The organism is Adlercreutzia rubneri (assembly GCF_009755265.1).
GTDB lineage: Bacteria > Actinomycetota > Coriobacteriia > Coriobacteriales > Eggerthellaceae > Adlercreutzia > Adlercreutzia rubneri.
Map to the genome: position 1 here is coordinate 44,695 of NZ_WPOO01000004.1, position 24,861 is coordinate 69,555.

General features: G+C 61.4%; 19 protein-coding genes and 1 pseudogene. 3 read left to right on the forward strand and 17 right to left on the reverse strand.

The window, feature by feature from the left end:
- Nucleotides 1–30: 30 nt before the first annotated feature.
- Both GO707_RS12845 and GO707_RS12850 read left to right on the forward strand, forming a co-directional pair.
- Nucleotides 31–1,767, forward strand: a pseudogene (locus GO707_RS12845) (winged helix-turn-helix domain-containing protein); the annotation flags it as partial.
- 147 nt (nt 1,768–1,914) lie between these two features.
- The gene (locus GO707_RS12850; protein WP_371317473.1) at nt 1,915–2,076 is read left to right on the forward strand and encodes a response regulator transcription factor; all 162 of its coding nucleotides are present in this window, start codon (nt 1,915–1,917) and stop codon (nt 2,074–2,076) included.
- Between the two features lie 6 nt (nt 2,077–2,082).
- Here GO707_RS12850 and GO707_RS03545 read toward each other — a convergent pair whose 3' ends face one another.
- The 17 genes from GO707_RS03545 to GO707_RS03625 all read right to left on the reverse strand — a co-directional run bounded on the left by GO707_RS03545 (nt 2,083) and on the right by GO707_RS03625 (nt 20,463).
- The gene (locus tag GO707_RS03545; protein WP_114538668.1) at nt 2,083–3,648 is read right to left on the reverse strand and encodes a class I adenylate-forming enzyme family protein; all 1,566 of its coding nucleotides are present in this window, start codon (nt 3,646–3,648) and stop codon (nt 2,083–2,085) included.
- Nucleotides 3,630–4,934, reverse strand: a complete 1,305-nt coding sequence (locus tag GO707_RS03550) for an MFS transporter (RefSeq protein ID WP_227069950.1) — start codon at nt 4,932–4,934, stop codon at nt 3,630–3,632. Before GO707_RS03550 ends, GO707_RS03545 begins: the two co-directional genes overlap by 19 nt.
- A gap of 35 nt (nt 4,935–4,969) precedes the next feature.
- The gene (locus tag GO707_RS03555) at nt 4,970–5,266 is read right to left on the reverse strand and encodes a ferredoxin family protein (protein WP_114538832.1); all 297 of its coding nucleotides are present in this window, start codon (nt 5,264–5,266) and stop codon (nt 4,970–4,972) included.
- A complete protein-coding gene (locus GO707_RS03560) occupies nt 5,263–6,558 on the reverse strand; it encodes an FAD-dependent oxidoreductase (RefSeq protein ID WP_114538666.1) in 1,296 nt (431 codons plus the stop codon). Before GO707_RS03560 ends, GO707_RS03555 begins: the two co-directional genes overlap by 4 nt.
- A gap of 168 nt (nt 6,559–6,726) precedes the next feature.
- Nucleotides 6,727–7,740, reverse strand: coding sequence for a DUF4097 family beta strand repeat-containing protein (locus GO707_RS03565; RefSeq protein WP_114538665.1), 1,014 nt, complete (start codon nt 7,738–7,740; stop codon nt 6,727–6,729).
- Complete coding sequence (locus GO707_RS03570; protein ID WP_335878740.1) at nt 7,737–8,537, reverse strand: helix-turn-helix domain-containing protein; 801 nt, start codon at nt 8,535–8,537, stop codon at nt 7,737–7,739. Before GO707_RS03570 ends, GO707_RS03565 begins: the two co-directional genes overlap by 4 nt.
- A gap of 192 nt (nt 8,538–8,729) precedes the next feature.
- Nucleotides 8,730–9,368: a helix-turn-helix domain-containing protein gene (locus GO707_RS03575; RefSeq protein WP_114538663.1), complete on the reverse strand. Its 639-nt coding sequence runs from the start codon at nt 9,366–9,368 to the stop codon at nt 8,730–8,732.
- Nucleotides 9,355–10,029, reverse strand: coding sequence for a DUF3990 domain-containing protein (locus GO707_RS03580; protein WP_157012129.1), 675 nt, complete (start codon nt 10,027–10,029; stop codon nt 9,355–9,357). Before GO707_RS03580 ends, GO707_RS03575 begins: the two co-directional genes overlap by 14 nt.
- A gap of 105 nt (nt 10,030–10,134) precedes the next feature.
- Nucleotides 10,135–11,154: a helix-turn-helix domain-containing protein gene (locus tag GO707_RS03585; RefSeq protein WP_157012131.1), complete on the reverse strand. Its 1,020-nt coding sequence runs from the start codon at nt 11,152–11,154 to the stop codon at nt 10,135–10,137.
- Between the two features lie 173 nt (nt 11,155–11,327).
- The gene (locus tag GO707_RS03590; protein WP_114538660.1) at nt 11,328–11,870 is read right to left on the reverse strand and encodes an NYN domain-containing protein; all 543 of its coding nucleotides are present in this window, start codon (nt 11,868–11,870) and stop codon (nt 11,328–11,330) included.
- A gap of 15 nt (nt 11,871–11,885) precedes the next feature.
- Entirely contained in the window at nt 11,886–12,638 is a 753-nt protein-coding gene (rlmB, locus tag GO707_RS03595; RefSeq protein ID WP_114538659.1) for a 23S rRNA (guanosine(2251)-2'-O)-methyltransferase RlmB, read from the reverse strand.
- 175 nt (nt 12,639–12,813) lie between these two features.
- Entirely contained in the window at nt 12,814–13,995 is a 1,182-nt protein-coding gene (locus GO707_RS03600) for a HipA domain-containing protein (protein WP_114538658.1), read from the reverse strand.
- 775 nt (nt 13,996–14,770) lie between these two features.
- On the reverse strand, nt 14,771–15,289 hold the full coding sequence (locus tag GO707_RS03605; protein ID WP_157012133.1) for a hypothetical protein: 519 nt from the start codon (nt 15,287–15,289) through the stop codon (nt 14,771–14,773).
- Nucleotides 15,290–15,487: 198 nt separating this feature from the next.
- Nucleotides 15,488–16,102 carry a helix-turn-helix transcriptional regulator gene (locus GO707_RS03610; RefSeq protein WP_173111515.1) on the reverse strand — a complete coding sequence of 205 codons (615 nt, stop codon included), beginning with the start codon at nt 16,100–16,102 and terminating at the stop codon, nt 15,488–15,490.
- Between the two features lie 287 nt (nt 16,103–16,389).
- Nucleotides 16,390–18,150: a proline--tRNA ligase gene (locus tag GO707_RS03615; RefSeq protein ID WP_157012136.1), complete on the reverse strand. Its 1,761-nt coding sequence runs from the start codon at nt 18,148–18,150 to the stop codon at nt 16,390–16,392.
- A complete protein-coding gene (ispG, locus tag GO707_RS03620) occupies nt 18,147–19,217 on the reverse strand; it encodes a flavodoxin-dependent (E)-4-hydroxy-3-methylbut-2-enyl-diphosphate synthase (RefSeq protein ID WP_114538654.1) in 1,071 nt (356 codons plus the stop codon). Before ispG ends, GO707_RS03615 begins: the two co-directional genes overlap by 4 nt.
- A gap of 133 nt (nt 19,218–19,350) precedes the next feature.
- Nucleotides 19,351–20,463 carry a site-2 protease family protein gene (locus GO707_RS03625; RefSeq protein WP_114538653.1) on the reverse strand — a complete coding sequence of 371 codons (1,113 nt, stop codon included), beginning with the start codon at nt 20,461–20,463 and terminating at the stop codon, nt 19,351–19,353.
- 562 nt (nt 20,464–21,025) lie between these two features.
- Between GO707_RS03625 and GO707_RS03630 the strand changes: the two genes are divergently transcribed.
- Complete coding sequence (locus tag GO707_RS03630) at nt 21,026–24,844, forward strand: VaFE repeat-containing surface-anchored protein (protein ID WP_114538652.1); 3,819 nt, start codon at nt 21,026–21,028, stop codon at nt 24,842–24,844.
- Nucleotides 24,845–24,861 lie beyond the last annotated feature (17 nt).

Genomic DNA, 24,861 nt, shown 5'->3' on the forward strand with positions numbered 1-24,861 from the left:
GATCTCAAAGAGACATCCGTGGAGCGCCTCATGGATCTCACGGGCGGATGGCCAGCGGCGCTCCATCTGGCCCTTCTGCAAATAAAACGCATCGATCCGGAAGATCGCGACGACTTCGTCTCCAACATCGGCGCCCGCGATCGCCGCATCACAGAATGGCTCAATGACGCCATCTACGATACCTTGCCCTCACGCATTCGCACCTTTATGCTCGATACGTGCATTCTGAACGAATTTTCCGCCCCCCTGTGCGACACCGTACGCTCTACTGATGATTCTGGCGAATACATCGTTTGGCTTAAGGATCGTGGGCTGATCTCCCCCGTGGATGACCAGGGCACAACCTTCGCCTACCCAAAACTCCTGCGTGCTTTCCTCAGAGATCAGTTCAGTCGCACCAGCGACCTCGCCCACGAGAAGGACCTTTGGCAAAAAGCGGCCGCGTGGTATCAAAAGCGCGGAGAACCCCTCTTGGCAGCTGAGTACCATATGGCCTCGGGAGACACGACGGCCGGATGGCTTCTGCTCGATCGCTACCACTCCCATGCTCTTGAGAGCGCTCCGTCCATCAGCCCTCAAAAGACTCGCCTCACCTGGTATCGAGAATTCCTCAGTTGGCCGGATTCGGTCTTGGCACAGGAGCCGGATCTCTGCCTTTCGGCGGCATTCTCAAGCTATTATTCTAAGGACCTCGACCATATAGAGCGTCCGCTGCGCCTTGCCGAGCAGGCCTTTCTCGCCCGCGATGACAAACCGGCCCTTGGCAGAGCCCATGCCATACGAAGCTTGGTCTATCGCTATCGCGGATCAGCCGACCTGGCTATAGACGAGGGCAAGCATGCTCTCGACAATCTTCCGACCGACCTCAATTGGTTCAGAGGATCGGCCCTCTTGTCTCAGAGTTTTGGGTTTTACCTTAACGGGGATGCCGGCTCTTCCGCCCAATGTGCCGCCGAGGCACGGTCGGAATTCGTCAAGGCCCACGACAATCGCCACGCCGCCATTGCAGAGACCCAGCACATCGAGGTCCTACTCCTGCAAGGCTCGCTCATCGAGGCAGAGGAGCGCAGTCTGGCCCTTCTGGAGCTGCAAAGCAATGCCCTTGACGCCGAGCGGCGACTCGCCCGGGCAATTCTCGGATTCATAGCCTTTGAACGAAACCACCTGAACGAGGCGGAAGTCCATTTCAACACCGCGCTCTATCCGTCTCCGAACGCGCAAAAGGGCAAGTACTTGCCATTCGCCTATATCGGTTTGGCCGAAGTTGCAGCGGCGCGCAGCGACATCGACACGTCGCTCATGCTTCTCAACGAGGCCGAGCAATATGCCGCACCTCGCCCGGAGCGCAACTGGAGCGCCTACATCCAGGGGGTAAAAGCAAAGGTGCTTCTGGAGCAGGGAGACCACTCGGAAGCTGCAAAGGTTCTCTACCCGCAAGGATCGATCGTCGAAACCCCGTTCCAGGGAACCACAAGCTTTATGAGCTTCATAATAGCCCAACGAACACTGCTGGCATTCGCCCTTGAAGACGCAAACCGTCAAGACATCATGAACATGGCGAAGCGGCAGCTGGAGCGCAGCTTGGTGCTCTTCGATGCCAACAGTGCTGCGATATGGTGCCTAAGCGCACGGGCGCTTCTCGGCTGCATATATTTCAAGCTGGGACAGCGCGAGCAGGCACTCCGGTCTATCGAGTATAGTCTCGCCCTGGCCGAAAAGGAGCAGATTGTACGGAGCGTGATCGCTGCGGGCGACATCCTCAAACCGCTTCTCGAGCTTGCCGTCGCCCAAGACGTGCACCCCGCCTACGCCCAATCCCTCATTCATGCCCTTGAGTGCCGGCCCAAGCGCTCCAAAGCCGACACTGACGAAGCGTTGCCGGTTCTCAGCGAACGAGAAGTCGAAATACTCGAAATGATCGCGCGTGGCAGTACCACGGAGACCATCAGCCAGCAGCTGTATATTTCCGTTCACACGGTGAGAACGCACATCCGAAACACCCTTCAGAAATTGGATGCGCATTCGCGGGTTGAGGCCGTAGAGAACGCCCGCGAACGTGGAATCCTACCGCGCTAGGCGTGCTCAGCTTTCCGCCAAAGAGAAAAGCTCGTTCATCCGATCGGCGCCCACTTTCCCCGACTCGTCTCTCCCCAGATCGTCTACCAGGCCTATCTTCTGCGGCTTTTTGTAGCTCGCCAAGTGTCTTTTGCAAAAGTCCTGTATCGCTTTCGGCGACAGAGCGCTTCCCTTCATCGGTTGCACGATGGCGGCCACTGCCTCCCCCCATACCAGATCAGGAACACCTTTCACGACGCAGTCCTGCACTTCGGGGTGGCTCAGGATAACCGCCTGCACCTCGCTTGCGTAGACGTTCTCTCCTCCTGTTTTTATCACGTCCTTCACCCGAGCCTTAAAGTAGTACAGGCCCTGTTCGTCGCGGGCAAAGACATCGCCTGTCCTCAACCAGCCGTCTTGCAGTACTTCCCTCGTAAGGTCCGGCCGTTCGTAATACCCCTCCATCATGGCCGGCGTTCGCACCACGGCCTCGCCGCAATCGGAGGCTCCCCCCTTCTCATCGAGCAACATCATTTCTAAAGATCTCATCGGCACTCCCACCGAATGGATTTTTGGCGTGCCTGAAGCGTATTCCTCCCTCGACAATCGCATCGAAGTGCCGACGCCGCTCTCGCTTTGTCCCCAACCATAGTTGATCTCGCAGGCAGGAAACAGCTGGAATATCCCCTCCACTATGGAGGGGGTCATGGCGCCGGCGGCGCTCTGCACAATACGCACCGAAGACAGGTCGCGAGCGCCGGGCGCGGCCTCGCGTGAGAGACGACAGTATACGCTGGGGGGCAGCAAGATGATATGGGTCACGGCGTATCGCTCGATTTTGCCGAGTATCTCCTCGGCATCGAACTTGGAGGCGACCACCACGGCAGCGCCAGCACTCAGACAGGAAAGCAGCCAGCTGTGCCCCCCATGATGCTCCATTGGCGCCTGAACAAGAGCAACGGGATGCTCGACATCCTCAAGCCCTATGGTCTCTAAGATATCGCGGATCTCGACGAGATCCGCTGCATGGGTACGAGCGGCGCCCTTGGGCGCTCCCGTGCTGCCCCCGGTAAATTGAATCCGGGATGGGCCGCCCTCTTGGAACACCTCGAAATCCTTGGCGGAATCCGACTGACCTCCCTGGCGCATGTCAGATAACGCATCGCGAATAAACTGGCTGCTGAGTATCTGCACCGCATGATCGAAGCCCTTGCGGGCATCAATGGCGACGCTTTGGTGTTCTGGCGCATAGATCAGAGCCTCAGCATCCGAAGCGTTGACCAAACAGCCTACCTCTTCGGATGTAAAACGATAATTGACGGGCACCGCAACGGCGCCCATGGCCTGAATGGCCAGATACAGCACGATGAGGTCAACGCCATTAGGCAGGAAATACGCAACTCGATCGCCCTTCCGTATACCGAAGTCCCATAACGAATGGACAACGTATTTCGACAAGCGCCACAGCTCTTGGTATGTCAGCACTTCAGCGCCGTCGATAATCGCAACATCGGTCGGCCCCGATTTCGTATGGCGCAAAAAGGGGTCTATGATGTTCTTGTCATCTTGCCTTACTATTTCAGTTCGCTGCATAGTTCATCCCTTTTATAAGGTTCGTCGAGTTTCTCCAAGTAATCTTGGCTTTTCTTGCTCAAGCAGAAGAACGCGATGGCGAATGCCGCCAGATAGCACAGACCGGCCACGGCCAAAGGAAGCACATAGGAGCCCGACCACTCATACATGGCAGCGGCCAGCGGGGGAGAAATGGCAGAGCCCGCCGAGGTGACCACCTGGGTCCACCCGATAAGCACTGGGCTTTTCTCCAGACCGAACAAGGGCGTAGTGACCACCGAGCCGAAATAGAGGCCTACCGTGCCCACGTTGTAGAAGAAGGCAAGAATCGCGCCTCCAACAAATCCTGTTTGGCACCAAAGAGGAAAGAGGAACATGTTTACGGCCCCGATGAGGCAATAGGTCAGCAATATTCTCTTCGGCCCAAAGCGATCGCTGAGAAAGCCGAATAGCGGGACCACGATCATCGACCCGATATAGACCACCGAAAGCATGATGGACGCTTGGGCCACATCAAACCCCATGCTGGCATAAATCGCCGCTTCGTTGGTGTAGAAGAATCGCTCGGCCATAAGCATCAGCATCGGGCAGAGGAGAAGCGCCCACACAAGCGGGATCCTCAGAAGACGCGAAGTGGGCATGGCGAATTCGTAAGACGCCGCAACCCTCTGCAGTCGCTCCCTTTTCCTCGTTTTCCCCATGACGAAATTGAAGTCGATCGGCTCCATGCCGTAATATGACGGCCCCCGGCAAATCATAAGCATCGTGACAACCGCCGTCAGCACGAGAAGCAGCATTGCCGCCGCCAAAGCAGCTTGTCTCAGCCCCAAGTGCATAACCGCAGCTCCAGCAACCGGACTTAGAAGAGTGTTCGAGAGCCCCGACACTACCGTGGCCATCGTGGCAACGGTACCTCTGCCCACCCGAAACCACTCCGTAGCCAACACCTGGTACGAGAGCGTACCATTGCACTTATTGGCCACGCCAAACAGAATGGACGCAGCTAGCACCCATTCAAGGGCAGGAGCGTAAGCTATCGCCAGAAACATTACCGCCGTACCGGCGGCACCGAAGAGATACACACCTTTAGGGTTGTGGTCCGCCACAATAGGCCCCAAGAACATACTCGCTACCATGCTGGCAATCGCTGACGTAGTAAAAATCAGAGACGCCTGCGCAAGCGAGCAGCCAAGCTGCTCCGCCAACAGGGGGAGAAACAGAATAACGAGCGTATAGGAAAAGTACGAGAGGGAGAGGTTTATCATGCCTCCCGAAACGCACAGCCAACCTTTAGTGGTGTTCCGCATGTTCACGTCGCCCCTTTTCTCCCCTAAAGAAAGACTTAACCGAAACGGTATTCCACTCCCATGGTGGGCTGAGGGTTCTCCCACCGAGCGATTATGGTGTCCCCACAGGCGATGCGACATGTGCCGCACTCGAGGCAACCCGCATAATCGAAGCTTGTCGTTCCGTCGGGCTCTCGCTTGTACAGGGCCGCCGGACACACCATGACAAGCTTGTCGAATTCCTCGTCAGAGGGATCCTCGACAAGCTCGATATGAGCGTTGGCCTCATCGACCTCGTATTTGTTTAACGCCAGATAGCCGTCAACGTTCACCGTAATTTGCTGCACACTCATAATGCCTTCATCGCTCCCATCGCATCGCGGGCCATATTGACAACTCCGATTTGCCCCAGCACCGGCTTCAGGTTCTTCTTCAGAGGCCGAACCGGCTCGCCATCAACCACGAACATGGTGTTCATAATGTCTCGAATCGCCTGCGGATACCCATCGAACATGCGATGGAAGCCTTCCATGAAAGAAGGCACCTTCGAGAACTGGCGCAAGTCCTGCATGACGAAGCAGTTCTCGAGGGCCGCCGTATAGCCCTGCAGCCCCTGCGCGGAAGTATCTCCGGCGCTTAACGCGCGCGCCGCCTCCCGGCCGGCGTGCATGCCAGCTGCAATGGCGAAATCCATGCCGCGAACCTGATATCCCAAATTGATGCACATCATGGCGCTCTCCCCCGCGAGAAGCACGCCATCTCCCACAAGAGGGGGCATGATGCTCAAGCCACCCTCAGGAACCATATGCCCCGAGTGCTCAACCACCTTGCCGCCGGCAATCAGAGGCGCGATCGCCGGATGCTGCTTGAAGTCCTCGAGCATCTGGTAAACCGGCGCTCGACCATGGTTCATCGTCGCTTCGATCCCTGCAACCAAGCCAATGGAGATGGACGACTTGTTCGTATAGGCAAAACCGCCTCCGAATGTCCCCTTTGTCGCATCTCCCGCGAACAGCCACGCTGCTCCCTCTTCATCTGAGCCCGAAAGCACTCGATCAGTGATAACAGAGGGAGGCAGCTCGATGGTCTGCTTGATGCCGACAGCAATCCCACTCGCGGGCGGCCGCGCGGCGCCAACCGCCTGCTTGGTAAGCAGAGAGTTCACTCCATCGCAAAGCAGAACAACATCAGCCGTAATTTCGTCCTCGCCCGCCTTCACGCCTATCACTTTGCCGGTTTCATCTTTCACAAGACTCTCGACAGCAATGCCGTAGATGGCCTCCGCTCCCGCTTCCTCCGCCTTCGACGCGAGCCACTGGTCGAAAGGCGCGCGCAGCACCGAATATGAATCGGAATTCGGGGCAAGCATCGCTTCCGATGAGAAATCGACGGTAAAACAGGCATCGGGCGCGAGCAAGGATATTTTCTCGTGGGTTATCTTGCGTTCTAAGGGAGCTTCCTGCTCAAAATCCGGGAACACCTTCGCCAAAGAGTGAGAATAGATGCGCCCTCCGGTCATATTCTTCGCCCCTGCATAGTTTCCGCGCTCGATAAGAAGCACAGACTTACCCGATCGGGCCAACTCGTATGCAGCGACAGAACCGGCACACCCAGCCCCCACGACAATGGCTTCAAAGTCAGCCATGCTACCGCCTTTCTTTATCATCCTCCAAATTTCTCTGCCAATGGATGATAGAAAGGCCCGACTATAAGCGCATCGCACAAATGCAGTACCCCATGAGGTATTTGCGCGCAGCAGGGGCGACCATCAGGTCGCCCCTTTTCTGTTGAAGGCTATGGGGTTGCACACCATTTACTCGACGCCGAGCACCTCCAAGTTGCCGCTTATAATGTCGAAGGAAAGGTCGCAGGGTTGGGAGGAGTCGCCCGCAGACTCGGCAAAGTCGTTCGTGAAGTTGCCCGAGGTCTTGTTGACGTTGGCCTTCAGTGCCGTGTCGGCGGGAAGCTCCAGGATGATATGACCCGAAGCGAGGGAGCCCGCAATGGTTTCTGGAGCAGGCGAGCACTGCCCAAGGCGAAACTCGCCTGACGCCTGATCGATGCGCAGCGTCTTGGCGACGGATCCTTCGTAAGCGACGTTACCACTTGCGAGGCTCAGCTCGAGGTCGGTCACCGACGTACGGCTAACCGAGACGGAACCCGAGGCGACATCGAGCTCCATCTTCCCGCACAGCACGGCATCCGCTCCGTCGATGCCGTACTCGCCTGAGGCTGCCTCAAGAACGAACCGCTCGAGAGACGCCGCCGATTCAGGGATAAGCAGCTCTACGTCCTTGCTGCCCCACGTGCCAAGCGAGCATCCCGACAGGCCACCGCTACCCTCCATGTAGTCGATGGAAAGCACGCCGTCGTTCGTGCTGCAGGCCATAACGGGTTGCGGGCCGCCGTGCATGGTCTCGTTCACGACAATTGCGCCGCCGGTCTCGCTATCGGGCACCACGCGTACGGAGCCCGACCCAGCGAGCCAGTTCAGATCGATGGCGTTTACCTCGCTGGCATCGATTTCGAAATGGCTGCCCTCGTTCGTCGCTGCGACGCCGCCCCGCACGCCACTGTGCAGCGTCGCATCCGCCACCTCACTCGCGGCATCGCCCGCATAGTCGGCCATCTCGCCGACCGCATCCCCCGCGTATCCGGCGATCTCGCCCATGGCGTTCCAGCCCACACAGCCCATCAAGCCACCGGGCGCAAACAGCGAGCCGCCTCCGGGAACGATGCCGCGACAGCCGCCGAAGAACCCGCAAACCCCCAGGCAAAGCAGCACGATGAGCGCGATCTTCACATAGGTACTCCGCTCCAGCCTCATCGGGCACCCCCTTCGGAGGAGGAATCGCTTTTCGCCGCGACATCCTGGCGTTCGGCCAACCAAGCTTGGTAAGACGGGTCGGCCTCCAAGGTGTTCACCACCCAATAGTAGAAGGGAATGGTGAGAAAGATGACCCAGGCCGGGTGCCACCAGCCGAAGCAGAAGCCGGCAAGCAGGAAGATGACCGCGCACAGAAGCGGGTAGGGAAACGACTGCAGCGGATCTTTCGGTTGGGGCGTCGGTGGCGGCGCAATGGGCACCGAAGACGCTGGCGGAATGGAACCCGGTGGGCAGGAGCCAGGAGGGCAGGCACCCGGGCTCTGCGGCGATGCCGGCGAACCGTGGGGAAGCACACCCGGGCCATAGCCCGCACTCGGTGGCCGATGGCCCGGCGCGCTCACCTCCACGACCACCTTGGGCGCTTCAGGCGCCTCGGCTGCCGTTGCGGCCGCCGCCTCGGCCCGCGCCGCAGCTGCCAGCGCCGCCTCAGCCGCGGCGGCGGCTTCGGTTTCCACCGACTCGGCGCGCTCCTGGGACTCAAAGCGCACATCGTCGGCCACCTCGGGGCTCACGCGCAAAAGCTCGTCTAAGGTCACTTCGTACAAGTCGGCCAGGGCAATGAGGTTGCCCATATCGGGTGCCGGCTCGGCCCGCTCCCACTTGGAGACGGCCTGGCGCGACAGCCCCAGCTGCTCGGCCAGCCCCTCTTGGGAGAAGCCGCGCTCGCGGCGCAGCTCGGCAAGGCGTTGGGCGATTTCGACGTTCATCACGGTTCCCTTTCGCGTCTTGTTCGTCACATCTCGCCTTTCACCCTATGGTTTCAACCCTGGTTGCACTAGCACCTTATGTGGTCAATTTACCAGAAACGAGCAAAAAATCCCCGACAACCACCGGTTGCCCCACCCACGAACAGGGAATTTACGGAGCCTGCAACGAATCATCCGACCCATCTGCGCTCCCTTCGCAATGCAAGTCATCAACGCCATCGGTCACAACGGATACTCGAGCAGATCCTCAATGCGGCAACCCAGCGTTTGGGCGAGCCGATAGAGCGATACTCCCTGGCCGTGATTGATGTTCTTGCATCGCTGCTCATACTGCTGAATCGCCCTCAACGAGACGCCCGATTTCTCCGCCAACGCCACTTGAGAAAGACCCCTTTGCTCGCGCCACGATTTCAGAGGAGCGCCCCGCCGGGCCACACGCTCTTCGATCACTTCGACGAATTTCTGCTCGGCTGCTTCGTGAAGTGGCCAGTATAGCGCACGAATTTCCTCCATGGTCGTCACGCGTCCTATGGTCCGGAAAGGGCGCCCCGTTTCCCACTGCCAGTAAGCTAGAACCCAACCGCACCAATAGTCGGGACCTTCCCCATCGGCCGTCATATCGGCGAGGGGAATGCCGACATCTAACCCGGCCCGATAGCATACGTCAAGCACCAGCTCGATGCCCGACGAACCGCTCACATAGCGCGGAGCGCCGGCACCGAACGCATCGGCGACCCCCGTCGCTACGAACATTTCGAAGAACTGGCCGAGTCTCAGGCCGGCACGGTTGGCCGCGCAATCGAACGCCTCTCCCAGCACTTCCATGGCATCGAACAGATAGTCTTCGCTATAGGCCCGCAAGATCGGTCACCTCATCTCGCAAAAGGTCGCGCAGGTAAATGCCATCGATGCCCTGCCGGGCAGCCTCCTCGCGATAGAGCGCTCGCGCCTTTTCGTCGCGCTCTTTCCGCTTGGGGTAGTAAACAGCACTGGGAGTCACCGTGGCTTCAACGAATTCGATGGCTTCGAATGCTCTCGGACTTTTAAGCACAATCTGCTGGCCTAAATCACCAAGACGCAGAGCGCGCGTCAGCTGCTCCAAAGAAATATCGTTGCGCAAAAAGGCGCGGGCAAAGGTAAAGTAGCTGTCATCGGCGCGGTGCCCCACGATGACGTCGAACGATTCCGCATCCAACAGGTAGTGGGCACGAAGAAACTCGCTGCCCGCTTGAGCCACCGGAGTGCGCAGATCGATTTTGCGATGCTCCAGCAACAACGCCAGCCAATGAAGCGTCGAATATTCCGGAGAGGAAAGCTCGAGAACCTTAAAGCCACGGCCGTCGAAGCGATACTCATTGGCATAGCCGTCGTAGCCTTCCTCTGAACAGGCCCACTCGCGCGCCAATTCAATATGCTCGGTGCAATAGAATCCGCGGCCATAGTCGTTATAGGGCCTGCCACCGCCATAGAAGGGGTGAGCCACTATTTGAGGCGAACCGTGAAATAATGTCATAGGTTCCATAGTCTACCTATCTCTCCAGAGATACTTCCCAGAGTATAGCACGGATATCTCTGGAGAGATAGGTAGAGGCGCGCCAAAAAATTCCGCTTAGTGTACCGCAGGAGCCTAGATGGCGCTATTTTTGAAAGTGCCGCTCTTGCGGCCGTTCCACCATTTGGAGAGCTGGACGATGATGACCTCCACGAGCGGGATGGTGAGGAAGATGACCCAGGCAGGGCCGTGCCAGTGAACATCGACAAAGGTCATCCAAAGGAACCACGCGATGGCCCCAATGGGATACAGCCCGCAGAGCATGGGAGCGATGCGGCAGGACACGACCGCTGCGGCCACCAGGTAGTACACGGGAATAAGGAACAGCAGAAACAGCGTCGGCCCCCAGATGCCGCTGAGCATGCCGAAGGCGAGATACGCCACAATCACCAAGGCCCAGAAGGGAAACCTCAGCCACTTCTTAGCTCGCTCGGCATCGAAGCCGTCGAACGGCGCCCCGAAGGGATTATCGCGTGTAAAGATATGGTCGGCCGCATCAGGGTCCGCGGTGTTGACGCGCACCCCGTCCCAACCGACGTGCACCTCTTCGCCGTGGCGGTCGACCACGTGCACGCCCTCGGCCCAAGACACGTGCACATGGTCCTTGCCGTCGTCCACGTGAATGCCGTCGGGACCGAGATGCACGTTGCCGCGGCCCTCCTTTTCGAAGTCGATGCCTTCGGCACCCCCGACACCGGCAGCCCCGGCACCGGCAGCGCCGGCATTGGCAGCAGCGTCGGCATCGGCGTCGGAGCCACCGCCACCGCCCGCCCCCTCGCACACTTCCGCAGCCTCTGGCGGAGCGGCCCCCTCTGCGACGACGACGGAAGCGCCCGCGCCGCGCGCCTCCGCGCGGTCGGCGGCCTCGAAGGCCACGTCGTCCTCAATGGATTCGTCCACGTACAGAAGCTCATCCAGCGACACCCCGTAGAGCTTCGCCAGGGCAATGAGGTTGTCGGTGTCGGGCGACGACTCGGAGCGCTCCCACTTGGAAACGGCCTGGCGCGACACGCCCAGCTTCTCCGCCAGGGCCTCCTGCGACAGCCCCGCAAGCTTCCGGCGTGCGGCCAAGCGCTCGGCGATTTCCACGTTCATGATGTGCTGCCTTTCTTCTGCGACGGCTTTCCGAAAACGCCTTGGAGCCTACCGAAAACTCCCCCGCCACGGAACCAATTCGCGTTGTCATTTCCCGCAATTATTGGTTGCGGCGACGATGAACTGGGAGAATGCCCCAGTGATCACCGCACGCACGACGGCATTCGCATTCGCTAGCGGCCGTCGCGCAGCGCTTTCAGGCGGGCCAGCGTGTCGGCGGGGATGCGCTCAGCGACAGTGTTCTTGCGTGCCACCTTCGGGCTGTCGTCCAGGCGCGCGTCCTCGTAGTACTCGCCCATCTCATGGGAGAAGCCGTCGGCGCTCATGCGATCGACGCCGCCGCCGAACACCGTGTCCTGGATGGCGGCGTCGCTCGTGACCACCATGGTCTCCACGCCGCGCTTGCCCGCGTCATAGGCCAGCTTCTCAATCACCTTGTCAGCCGACTGCCCCGCCGGCGAGAAGATCACCTGGACGCCGCCGATCTTCGTGCGACTGCCCTGGGACAACTCGTTGTCGGCGGCGTCGAAGACGATGATGGCGCCCATGTCGCGCCCGGCATAGTTCACCACGTCGTTGATAAGCCGGTCGCGGGCGGCGTTGAAGAAATCATCGGTGTAGTCCTCATCGGCCCGCGGCTGCCACCGATACCGGCTGCCCGACCGCAGCACGTTGTACCCGTCAACGATGAGGAGCTTTTTCCGCTGCTTGGCCATGACGCGATCTGCGGCCTATTCCCAGTTCTGGCGCAGCCACTCGTACATGCAGGCGGTGGAAGCCTGGGCCACGTTCAACGAGGAAATCTCCCCCACCTGGGGCAGCTTCACGCCGAAATCGCAGTTCTCCAACACAAGGCGCGACACGCCTTCGCCCTCGTTGCCCATCACGAGCGCGATCTTGCCCTTGAGGTTCGACTGCCAGATGAGATCGGAAGCGTGCTCGGTGGCGGCGGCCACCCAGAAGCCCTCGTCTTTCAGCCGCTCGATGGTGCTCACGAGGTTCGCCACCTGGGTGACGGGAATGTGCGAGATGGCCCCGGCCGAGCTCTTGTAGGTGGCGGCGGTCACGCGGGCAGCGCGCTTGTTGGGGATAACGATGCCGGAAGCACCCACGCACTCAGCCGAGCGCGCGATAGCACCCAGGTTCCCGGCGTCAGTGATGTGGTCGAGCACCACGACGAGCGCGCGGCCGTCATGCTCGGCGGACGACTGCTTCGCCGCATCCAGAATCGTCGTCACGTTCACGTAGTTGAACGGGGCCGCCTCGGCCATGACGCCCTGATGGCTGCCGCGCTCGGAAATCTCATCGAGCTTCTTCTTCGACACCTTCTTAATGGGCACGTCCAGGTTCTTCGCCTTGCGCTGGATGTCGCGCACGATGGAATCGGCCTGACTCAAGTTGTCGGCCATGAGGATGTACTTCAGGGGCACATGGGTGCGCAGCGCCTCGATAACCGGACGCTTGCCTTCGATGAAATCAGCCATGGGTTCGCTTTCGTAGGTTGGGGCCGCCGTTCGGCCGCCGCGCCTTACGCCAACGACCGAACGACCGCCAAGGGGCCACTCGCTTTCAACCGCAAAAGTGTACCACGACCGCCGCCCCACCCTGCCGCCTGCCCCAGCAACCGCGCCAAAGCGTCACGAGCTGAACGGAGTAGCACTAGCAGCGGGCGAGCAGTTCCTCTCGGGAGACGTCCGGCAGCGTCGCGAGCTCCTCGGCGCGACGGCGCACGTGGCCGGCTAGCTTCTCGAGGAATATTTCGGGGAAGGGATGTTGCTCGCAGTTGGCGAAGGAGAAGTCGCCCAGAGCCGTCAGCTGCTCCTTCTGCCGCGGCCCTATGAGGCGCGCCGCCTGCTCGTCGAAGGTGACCTGGGGCCAGGAGGGCAGCACGAACTGGGCCTCGTTCGGGAAGGAATCCACCTGATCGAAGGCCAAGTTGAAGAACAGCGAGCGGCCGTTGTCGAACACGGGGGCCATGTCGAGCAGCTCGCCCGTACGACTGTTCCGCAGCACGCCGAAGTTCGTCAAATGCCGGTCGGTGTTGTAGATGAGCGCGTCGAACACCATCATAGAGGCGTAATCCTCGAAGTGGGGCAGCCCCCAGCGCAGGTACGACTTCACCGCCGCGGTATGTGACGATTGGCCGAACGCCAGCGCCTGGGGCACGTAGGAAACTTCGGGCGTGCAGAAGCAATCACAGGTGCAGCACACGTTCTGTGTCGCAGCATCCCACCGCGCGAGTCCGTAGTGCACGGCATTCAGACCCATGGCCTCGGCAATCTGAGAGGCGAGGAACTCGGCGCGAGCCTCGCCGTATTCGCCATGGTCATCGGAGCTGCCCTTGTACAGGCGGCGCACGCCGTCCTCCTCGATGCGCCACGCCTTGCACAAGTTCCCATTGGTGGTCAACTCGGGGGTGGCCGGCGTGAGCCCGCGCTGATCGCTCACCACACCGGTATAGGCCACCGCGGCGAGCACCGAGGAGAACCCGTTGTCGAACAGATTGCACGCGGCAAAGGCGTCCTCGCTGTTCGCAGGCGCGATCCAATAGGAGTCGTTCAGCGAAAGCGCCTTCGACACCGCGAGGATGCCGCTGCGATCGTTTGTGGAAAGCCCCAGCGACCGGCACAGCTCCGTCGCGAACCGCCGATTCTGCGGAATAGCCCGCGTGGACAACCAGCGCCACAGCCCCTCATCGGTAAGTTCGAGACCCAGGGGCATCAGCCCCTCGGCCGAGGCGTCCCACTCGCGGAGGAGAACGGGATCGTCCTCCCCGAACGAGAAGCGCAGAAGCGGCCGGTCGAACAGCCGCAGCTCGTATATGTCATCGGTTCGCACCATGGGGGCATTGTAGCATGGAGGGCAAGCGATCCGCGTATCGGGCGGCGCCTTCCGCGGTTACATGACGCCGGAGCCGCACTCCGCGAATAACCCTTCTTTCCCGCAGCGAAAGCCGACCGCCACGTGCCGATCGTGCTGGAGGAGAAGGCGCCGATCCCGTCAGATCCGAAAGGGCCCGACCATTCCAAGTCGCCGGCCCCATCCCCGATGAACCCACGCCGCCCCAAGAGCAGCCTCCGCTCTAGGGCATTGCGGCTCGATTCGACTTCGGTTTTGTCGGCGGAATCCGGGTTCTTGTGCAGCAAACGACGATTGGAAGAATCCTCAATCGAGAATAATAGCCGCTTCGATGGCCGAGCCCGAACGACGTCTGGAGTTTTCCCAGGTCACACGCACTCATGTTTTCCTTAGAGGTTCCCACTGAGGGAAAGGGGAAGTGCAGGCAGCAGACAAAACTCTGCCTATCGTCGTTTGCTGCACATTTTCGCCCCTTGGGTTGACAAAACCGGCACCAGCCCCTCCCCTAGGGCAAGCAACCACGCGCTCGCTGCCAGAGGACGCAACCTTGCTCTTGGGGAAAGCGCTTCTGACTGTGCCAATGCCGGCTTGGCAATGAGCGCTACTCTGAACTACCGAGGGAGATGATTCGAAAAGCGGCACGAGGGACAAAGGCACAAGATGGAAGCAAGCGCCCAGCGGAAGACGAGGCAATCGGGCTCCGCGTTTCAGGCCCCGCGAGCAAAATGCGGTCCTGCGAGGCCATCTTGCAGCAACGTTACTCTGCCTTTGTCACGCTATCGCGGGCGGCGATTTCGGCGGCCTTCTTGGCGAACTCGGCGCGCTGCTCGGAGGTCATCATGGCCATCTGCGCTTCCAACACGTCGTGCTTCAGCGCTGTGGCGAAATCAGCGGAATCTTTCTTGGCCTCGCCGGCCGCCTTCTTGGCGGCATCGGCGGCCATCTCGGCCTGGGAGCGGGCCATGGACGCAGCGCTTTCGACCTGTTCCTTCGCCAGCTCGGCGGCGGTCTTGGCCTGATCGGTCAGATGGCTCGCAGCCGCCTGGGCCTCACGGGCCGCCTCGCCGGCCGCGGTCTGGGCCTGCTGGCCCACGCGCTCGGCCGTGGCCTGGGCCTGCTTCAGCACCTCGGAGTTGATAGCCTTGCCCTGCTCCACGGTGATCTCGCCCTTGGCGATCAACGACTCCACCAGCTCCTGGGTTTTCTCCGCGCCAAGCGCCATGGCGCCTACGCCGGCCAGGAACACATCTTTCAACCCATCGGCAATCGTCGTCATTTCGGGACCTCCCTTATCTCGACGGTGATTTCGCACCCTCTACTATACGAGCGCCCCCGCCCCGCGCAGGCCAACGGGGCAGCACCGTTACCGCCCCGTCAAAGGTTGATTGATTTGGTTAGGAAATCTGCCGCGAATGAGTGCGCGCACCCGCTCGCCCTGCGCTCCCGCGCGCTCGCATTCGGCCGTCCGCGGACGCTATCCCAGGATCAGCTTCAAGACCACGTAGGCTACCACGAACCCCGACACGGCGCTTACTCCCATTTTCAGACCGGCCGAAGCTACCGGGTGCTTGCGTCCGAAGGCCTCGTTGTCGCGCACCGGCTCCTCGCCGCGGGAGTACGCCACAATGTCGCGATAGGTGACCAGATCGTACTTCTTCTTCATCGACTCCACCATGCCGAGCAGAATACATCCTAAAACCCACAGCGCAAGAAACAGCACAATTCCCAGTACCTCGCTCTCGGTGCACTTCGGCATGAGCGAGGAGGGGGCCGTGGGCACCGCGAACCCCACCGTCACGCACACCAACCCGACGCCCACAAGCGCCCAAGCTGCCACCGTCAGGCGGCTCATGGTCTTCCAATCGTTCTCTATCGCCTTTTCCATCGTTGCCACGTCTCCTTTCACGAGCTCATCGATGGACGTGCCGAAGATCTCGCTGAGCAGCAGAAGGCTCTGCACATCGGGGTAGGTGCGGTCGGTCTCCCAATTGGAAATGGTCTGGCGCGATACGAAAATGCGCTCGGCCACGTCCTCCTGGGACAGCCCCAGCCGGTTCCGATGCTCCTTGAGATGCTCCTTGAGTTCCACAACGCGTCCTTTCGCGATCAGAGTGACATGACACGCCGCAGCGTACCACCAAAACTCTTTGGCACAACCCTACAGCCAACGAAAACCCCTGCCAAAAGTCTTTGACAGGGGCTCTGATCAGGTGTTTTCTCTAGATAAATAGCGACCGTAGAAGCTTTTAGTGCCTTGAAGCACGGCCGAGCAGCCTTGCGGCTGTGAGGGAAAGTGCTGAAAGGCAAGGCCAGGTGCCTGTCGGAACCGCAGCATCGACGTTCCCGCCGTTGCGTCGGCAACGGCGGAATGCTGTCTTACCCGAAAATAGCGGCGAAGGCACCGGTACCGGCACCGTGCAGGACGTTGTCGCGCATGGCGCGGCGGGCAAAGCCCATCATCTCGGCCAGAGCGTCCAGCGCCACCTCCTTCTTCTCGCCGGTGCGGCGCAGCTTCATCTCGACCTTGCCCTCTTTCAGACCGCGCTTGCCCACGACGATCTGCACGGGCCAGCCGATGAGGTCGGCGTCGTTGAACTTCACGCCAGCGCGCTCGTCGCGATCGTCGATGACCACCTCGAAGCCGAGCTCGGCCAAGTCCTTCGCGATCTTCTCGGCCATAGGCTGCACCTCGGCATCACCCACCGTGAGCGGCACCACGCAAATGTGGGCCGGCGCCACCGACAACGGCCACATGATGCCGTGCTCGTCGTTGTGCTGCTCCACGATGGCGGCCAGCGTGCGCGAGATGCCCACGCCGTAGCAGCCCATGATGAAGGGCTTCTCCTCGCCGTCCTCGTCCATGAAGGTAGCGCCCATGGCGCGGGAGTACTTGTCGCCAAGCTGGAAGATCTGGGCCACTTCGATGCCGCGGGCGCCTTCCAGCGGAAGCCCGCACTCGGGGCAGCAGTCGCCAGGCTTCACCGTGGCCAGGTCGGCCCACTCGTCCACCTGGAAATCCTCGCCCAGGCGCGCGCCCACGTAGTGGTAGCCATCCTCGTTGGCACCCACCACCCACTGCGGGATGGCCTGCAAGCTGGTAGCGGCGATGACGCGGGCGCCCTCCGGCAGCCCCACCGGGCCCATGGAGCCCTTGCACAGGCCGAAGGAGATCATCTCCTCGTCGGTCAACAGCGTGAAGCCGGGCACAAGGCCCTCGATCTTCAGCTCGTTCAGCTCGTGATCGCCCGGAATGAACAGACAGACGAGGTTGCCCTCGGCGTCCTTACCCGAGAGCGCCTTCACCGTGGACGACTCGGGGATGCTCAAAAATTCCGCCAGCTCGGTGATGGTATGCACGCCAGGGGTGGCGATCTTCTCCATGGCGCCCACCTCGTAGAGCGTGGGGCGGGCCAGACACGCGCCGGCCTCGGCATCGGCCGCGTAACCGCACGAGCAGTACACGAGATCGGCCTCACCCGATTCCGCCAGCGCCATGAATTCGGTCGTCACCTTGCCGCCGATCTGGCCGCCATCGGCCTCCACCTCGCGGTAATCCAAGCCGCAGCGGGTGCAGATGGCGCCGTAGGCCTTCCCCATGGCGTCGTAGGTTTCCTGCAGCGACTCCTGGGTGGCGTTGAAGCTGTAGGCGTCCTTCATGACGAACTCGCGGGAGCGCAAAAGACCGAAGCGCGGGCGAATCTCGTCGCGGTACTTCGTCTGAATTTGGTAGAGGTTCTGAGGCAGTTCCTTGTAGGAGCGCAGCTCGTTGCGCACGAGCGCCACGATGATCTCCTCGTGGGTGGGACCGAGGCACATCTCGCGGTCGTGGCGGTCGGTAAGGCGCATGAGCTCGGGACCGTAGTCGTTCAGGCGGCCGCTTTCCTCCCACAGCTCCGCCGGCTGCAGCACCGGCATGAGAATCTCCTGGGCGCCCGAAGCATCCATTTCCTCGCGCACGATGTTCTCGATCTTCTTCAGCACGCGGAAGCCCAGGGGAAGGAACGTGTACAGGCCCGAGGCGGCCTTGCGCAGCATGCCCGCGCGCAGAAGCAGGCGCGCACTATCGATGTCGGCGTCCGACGGGTCTTCCTTCAAGGTGGGGGCGTACAGGTTGCTCATACGCAGAATCTGGGTCATAGGTTCTCCAACTCCTCCATAAGGGCAGAAACAATTTCCGACTCTTGCACTTTGCGGACGATTTTACCATGGGAGAAAACAACGCCCGCGCCCGCTCCGCAAGCCACCCCGATATCGGCATCGGCGGCTTCCCCCGGCCCGTTTACCACACACCCCATGACCGCCACTTTCACCGGCTTGTCCACCGTAGCGAGGCGCTCTTCCACTTCCTGCGCCAGCCCGATGAGGTTCACCTGGCAGCGCCCGCAGGTGGGGCAGCTGATGAGCTCGGGGGTGCGGCGGCGCAAATCGAGCGCGCCGAGCAGCGTCCAGCAGGCCCGCACTTCCACCACGGGGTCGTCCGTGAGCGAGATGCGCATGGTGTCGCCGATGCCCTCTTCCAGAAGAACGCCCAGACCGCTGGCGCTTTTTATGATGCCCTGGAAAGCCGTGCCCGCCTCGGTGACGCCGATGTGCAGCGGCACCTGGGGCAGCTCGGCGGCCAGCAGGCGGTACGTGTCGATGGTGGTCTGCACGTCGTGGGCCTTCGCCGACACAACGATGTCGTGGAAGTCGCATTCGTCTTCGAAGAAGCGCACGTACTCGGTGGCGGAGGCGGCCAGCTTCTCGGGCAGCGTCAGGTCGTCGCGGGCCGCCAGCGCGTCATCGAGCGATCCGGCGTTCACCCCGATGCGGATAGGAATACCCGCCGCAGCCGCCGCGGCGATCACCTCGCGCGTCGCCTCCAGACCGCCGATGTTGCCGGGATTGATGCGCAACTTGGCCGCCCCGCGAGCCGCCGCCTCAATGGCGATGCGGGCGTCGAAGTGGATGTCGGCCACCACGGGCAAAGGCGATGCGGCGCACACGGCCTCAAACGCATCCAGACAGTCGCGCCGGGGGATGGCCATGCGCACGATCTCGCAGCCGGCCTCGGCCAGCGCCTCGATCTGCGCGAGGTTGGCGGCCACATCGTCGGCGGCGACGTTCAGCATCGACTGCACTGCCACCGGAGCGCCGCCTCCCACGGGCACGTCTCCCACCATGATCCGCCGCGTGCGGTCATGGGGCTTCAATTCCTTGATCATAGGCATTCCTTAGAACACATCAGTTCCAAGCAATTATAGAGCTTGCCGGACCAAAGACGCCCAATCCCATCACAATAGCGAACGGAGCGGAACCTCGCGCTGCCCGATCATCCACCAAGGCGATCGGAACAAGCTAGCCCCAATTTCCAAAGACGAACCGCTGGATGTCCTGGTTCAGCATGATGACGAAGAAGCCGAGGAAGAGCGCCATACCGGCCAGCGACATATAGTTCATGGCCTTCTGGGACACTGTCTTGCGGGTGCCCTTCTGGAAGATTTCCACCACGAAGCGGCCGCCATCGAGTGGCGGGATGGGCAGCAGGTTCATGATGCCCAGCGAGACCGAGATCATGGCCATGAACTCCAGTGCCTCCACAAGGCCCGCCTGGAAGTAGTCTTTCGACATGACGGCGATGCCGACGATGGAGGTGGAATCGGACACCGTCTGAGCCGCCGTAGCCGGGTTGAACAGGCCCACGACCGCCTGAATCACCATGCCGATGTACATGAAGCCGGCCTGCAGCGCCTGCAGCACCGAGGCGTGGATGGTCGTGATCTCGCCGGTCTCGGGGTGCTGCACCTGAAAGCCGATGACGGAGAACACCACAACGAACACGAGCATGGCGAACAGCAGGTTCATGAAAATGCCCGCCAGAAGAATGACCGAGCGCTTCCAGAAGGGCAGCGAGCGGTACTGCTGACGGTACTCCGATTCGTAGAGAGCCTGGGGGTCGGCCACCTCTCGGGCTTGGCCCAGCTCATAGGTTGCGGGTGCCGGCAGACCCGCGGCGGCCGCCTTCTTCAGAGCGCGCTTGCCAGGAGAGACGCGCGGGGCGCGGTAGGTGTTGTACTGATCGGCCTTGGAAGGTCCGATGACGCTGCCCCATTCCACCAGCTCTTCCAGGGCATTGTAGGCTTCGTCGTCGCTGATGCCGCAATCGCGGGCCACGTCTTCCATGTTGGCGATGCCGCGGCGGTAAAGCGACGCGAGCGCCTCCTGCAGGTGCGGCTGCAAAGGGCCGGCCTCCATGCCGCACACCTTCGCGTAGCCGCCGAGGGGCACGGCCGTGACGCCATAGCGGGTCTCGCCCTTCGTGAAGCCGATGGAGGGGCCGGGCAGGCCCAGCATGAACTCGGTCACGCGCACGCCGAAGGCCCGAGCGGCCAGGTAGTGGCCGCCCTCGTGGATGAACACAAGGAAGCCGATGCTGATAACGGCGCAGACGATCATGATGAGGATGTCCACAGATGTCTCCTTATATATGAGAGATTTCCTGCCTCGCGGGGCAGGAACGGGTGTCGCTGGTCATTATAGAAAGCGGGCACCCTTTGTCTTTCCCTTGGAGAGCCGTCTCGGAAAATAACTACAAGCTGGCTACGATCCCTCCATGGTTTCGGAGGGACGTACACCAAATCTGCCGGCTGCGCCCGCCGCCTTGGCTACCGCCACAGCGAGCGCGAGGCACGCGCCTTTGCTACCGCCGCTTGAGAATCGAGCGCCTCGAAGTCCCGCCCTTTTCCCACTGAAGACCCGTCGAAGTCCCTTTTGGCTCCTCGCGCCGACCGCTTTTTCGTCGCAAAAAAATACGACTTCCGCACGGTCGAGGGAGGGAACGAACTGGGACATTCCCGCGTCATTTCTACGGTTCGGCTCTCGTAAGGTTATCGGCGTCAGGCATCGGGCGCCGTACGCCAAACCTTCCAGCCCGCATTCCTTCGAGACACGGACGTCACGATTGCGCCCCACGCCTGACTCTCTTTCGTCAATCGAGCAGCGCGGACACGTGGCCGCGCAGAGAGGAGTCACCGTGGATTCACTCGATCCCGTCCCCGCGCGCCCGCCCCTCCAAGGAGGCCGCGCCCTTTTCAACATGGTTCTTGCCTTCCTACTGCTCGTGGGCCTCATCCCCGCGATGTGCGCCCCTGCGACCTCGGCAGTCGCCACGGAAACCGAGGGGGTGCCCGTCATGTTCCACTTTAAAGACTCTGCGGGCGAGACCATCGACTTCGCCAGCATCACCGCGCCATACGACCTGCAAGAAGGGCACATTGTCGCCACGGTCGATGAGGGCGGAGCGCTTGGCCTCGACGAAGCGCTCAGCTTCGCCGTGTACGAGCACTACGCCACCTTCGGCGACCGCCAGCGCGACATTACCGATGAGTGCTCCCTTGATGCCGCAGCGGGCACCGTAAGCATCCCTGAGTCCTATGCGAACACCCTGGACACCCTCGGCATCGTCTTCGAGCTATCGCCCGCACATCCCGCCTATGAGCGCTTTGTGCTCGCCGACCTCGACACGAGTCCGCAGGAGCTCACCGTCGGCGAAGAGACAACGACCATCGCCTCGGACATTCCCGATATCCTCGCCGAGGCTGGCGGCATCGCCCCCTTCGCAGCCGCCTTCCCCGGCCAGACCGAGAAGCACTACGCGCTCAACCCCTATATGCGCCTCGAAACCTTCGATGTCGACATGCCCCGCAAACAGGAGGCCTATGGGTTCCCCAGCGATCTGGTAGGCTCTTATGGGTTCGGCGCTTTCTTCGGCACCTCTCAGCACTGGGTGAACGGAGTTTCCCAGGGAACGAACTTCAACGACTACGTGCTGAACACCGCATCGAGCAGCTTCGACGCCGTCGTGGACGCGTTCCTTTACGAGACGATCGCCGCCCGCAACGGCGCCGATGCGCCCTTCGCCACCTCGCGCACCGGCAGCGACTACCGCGCTCGCTTCCTCACCACGGGCAACGACTACAAGGACACCAACTACAGCGGGGGAAGCGCACCCACCAACCGCGCCATGGCCCAAGCCACCTGCGGTACTGCCGGCGTTTCCAACGGCTACGGCGCCGTGGCAAGCAACCCCAACGGCGACAACTACATCACTTACAAGGGCACCTACACCGGCTCGCAATCCGCGTACAACGGATGGTACAAGTTCTACTACAAAATCGATGCTCGATCCGCTGCCACCAACAAGGAGTTCCAGGACGTTGTCGGCTACCTGCTGGTGGAGCCCATCAACACCGGGCGCGCCCAGGTCGTGAAAACCTCCGCCAACCCCGCCATCTCCAACGCCAACGGGAATTACTCGCTCGCCAACGCGGTGTTCGGCGCCTTCTCCACTCGTGCAAGCGCCGAAGCGGCGGCCGAGCAGGCTGCCAAGGGCGCCTGGGGAAGCTGGCAGGCGGCCCGCACCTGGGCTCAGGCCAATGCTTCGTTTACCCTCGTTACCGGGGCGGATGGCAGAAGTGCGGTCGCCGAGGACATCGAGGGCGGCGACTATTACTTCTGCGAACTGTTCGCCCCGCCCGGATTCCGCCTGAACAGCGCCGTCCAGAAGGCGACCGTGGAGGCAACCAGCGACGAGAGCGTCGTGTGCCAAGTATCCTTTGCCGATGAACCCATGCGCGGCTCCATCGACTTGCTCAAGCAGTCGGGCTATCCCGAGGTCACGATGGGACACCCCGGCTATACCTTGGCGGGCGCCGTCTATGGCGTGTACGCGGACTCGGCCTGCACAAAGCTCGTCCGCGAAATCCGTACGAGCCTGAACGGCGATGCCGACGGCTACGGACGCATCGACGAGATGCCCATCGGCTCCTATTGGGTGCGCGAGACCAAGCGCCCTCTGGAGGGCTATGCTCTGGATAGCCGAACCTATGCCGTGACCGTCGCTGATCGTTCCGTCACCCGCGTGAATACCACTGCCGTCAGCGACAAGGCAAAGTTGAATCCCCTCTCCCTTCTTATCCAGAAGAAGGATGCTCAAAGCGGTCAGAGCCATGCGCAGGGTGCTGCCACCCTCGGCGATGCCCACTTCCGCATCGATTATTATGCGGCCAAGAACGCTTCCCTGGACGCCCTTAAGACCCTCGAGCCGCAAGCAAGCTGGGTCGTGCGCACCAACGACGAGGGCGCCTTCTTGCTCGACGAGGCGGAAGGCAGCTTCACACACACTTTGGCCGACGGAACAACCGAAGAGCTTCCCTACAAGGTGGCAGGTGATGCGTTCTACAAGCTCTCCAACGGCCGCATCGCGCTTCCCATCGGCACCTATGCCATCCAGGAAGTGAAGGCACCGCGTGGCTACCTTCTCGACGAGACCGTGCACGTGCGCCACGTCACCGATGCCGACACCGATGGCGAGATTATCGAGACCTTCGATGCAGAGCAGAACGGCGATCTCGTCACCGACCGCGTCGCCCGCACCGATCTGCGCTTCATGAAGCGCGCCGACGGCGCCGCGAAGCTGGCCGGCATCCCCTTCAAGCTCACCTCGAAGACGACCGGCGAATGGCACATCCTCGTCACGGACAAGAACGGGCTCGCTTCCACGGAATCTACCCCGGGCCATCCCCACGACGCGAACACGAACGCCAATGACGCGCAGTTCACCGCTCCTGACGGCAGCTTCCAGATGCCACTTACGTTGGACACCGAGGCCCTTGATGCCACAGCGGGGATCTGGTTCGGTCTCAATGCCGAAGGGGCGTCCGTCGCTGCGGACAATGGACTGGGCGCACTGCCCTTTGACACGTACGAGCTGGAAGAGCTTCGATGCCCGGCCAACGCAATCTTCGAGATGATCCGCGATGAAATCGTGGTTGACGAGAGCGATGAGGGGCTCGTCGTCGACTTAGGCACTCTCAACAACACGGGCACCGACAAGCCCACGATCCGCACGAGTGCCTACGACGGTCTGTCCGACGATCTGTACGACACGCAGATCAGCGCCGACACCAAGGCCGTCGTCATCGACCGAGTCACTTATTCTGGCCTAGAACCCGAAGAGCCCTATCTGCTTCGGGGAACCCTCATGGACAAAGCCACCGGAGAGCCGTTCCTCGTGAATGAGGAAGAAGTCACCGCCGAGCTTGAGTTCACTCCCGAGGATTACAACGGGTACGCGAACGTGACCTTCGCCTTCGACGCCTCGGCGATCACCGAGGACACCAACCTCGTCATCTTCGAGACGCTTCTGCAAGATGGCGTCGAAGTAGCCTCGCACCGCGATCTCGCCGACCGCAAGCAGACCATCGCCGTGAGCCCTATCGCCATCGGCACAACGGCCGTCGACGCCGCCACCGGCACTCACGAAGGCGTGCCAGCCGAAGAGGTCACCATCATCGACACCGTCAGCTACCAGGGACTGACCCCCGGCGAGGAGTACGAGCTATCCGCCGTGCTCATGGACAAAGAGGAAAACGCCCCGTGGCTCGTGGAGGGTAAAGTGGTCATGGTAAGCCACCGGTTCATCCCCGAGGAATCCTCGGGCACGGTGGATGTCGAGATCACCATTCCCGGCGCCAACTTGGACGGCGTAAGCCTCGTGGTCTTCGAATCGCTGCTGCACGACGACATCGAGGTGGCCCTCCACGCCGATATCGAGGATGAGGGGCAGACCGTCTCCTACGCCTATCCCGACCTGCCGCTGCCGCCGACCGGCGGCGACGAGCCGGAAAAGCCCGCAGAGCCCGAGGCCGACGAGCCCGAGCCGACGCGCGTCGCCCGAACCTCTCGCCTCGCTCAAACGGGAGACGAGAGCCTTACGGTGATTTGTTTGGTCGCCCTGCTCGCCGTCGCCGGCGCCGGCGCTGCCTTCGTCGCCTACCGCAAGCGCCGCTGAGAACGCTTCCGGGGGCG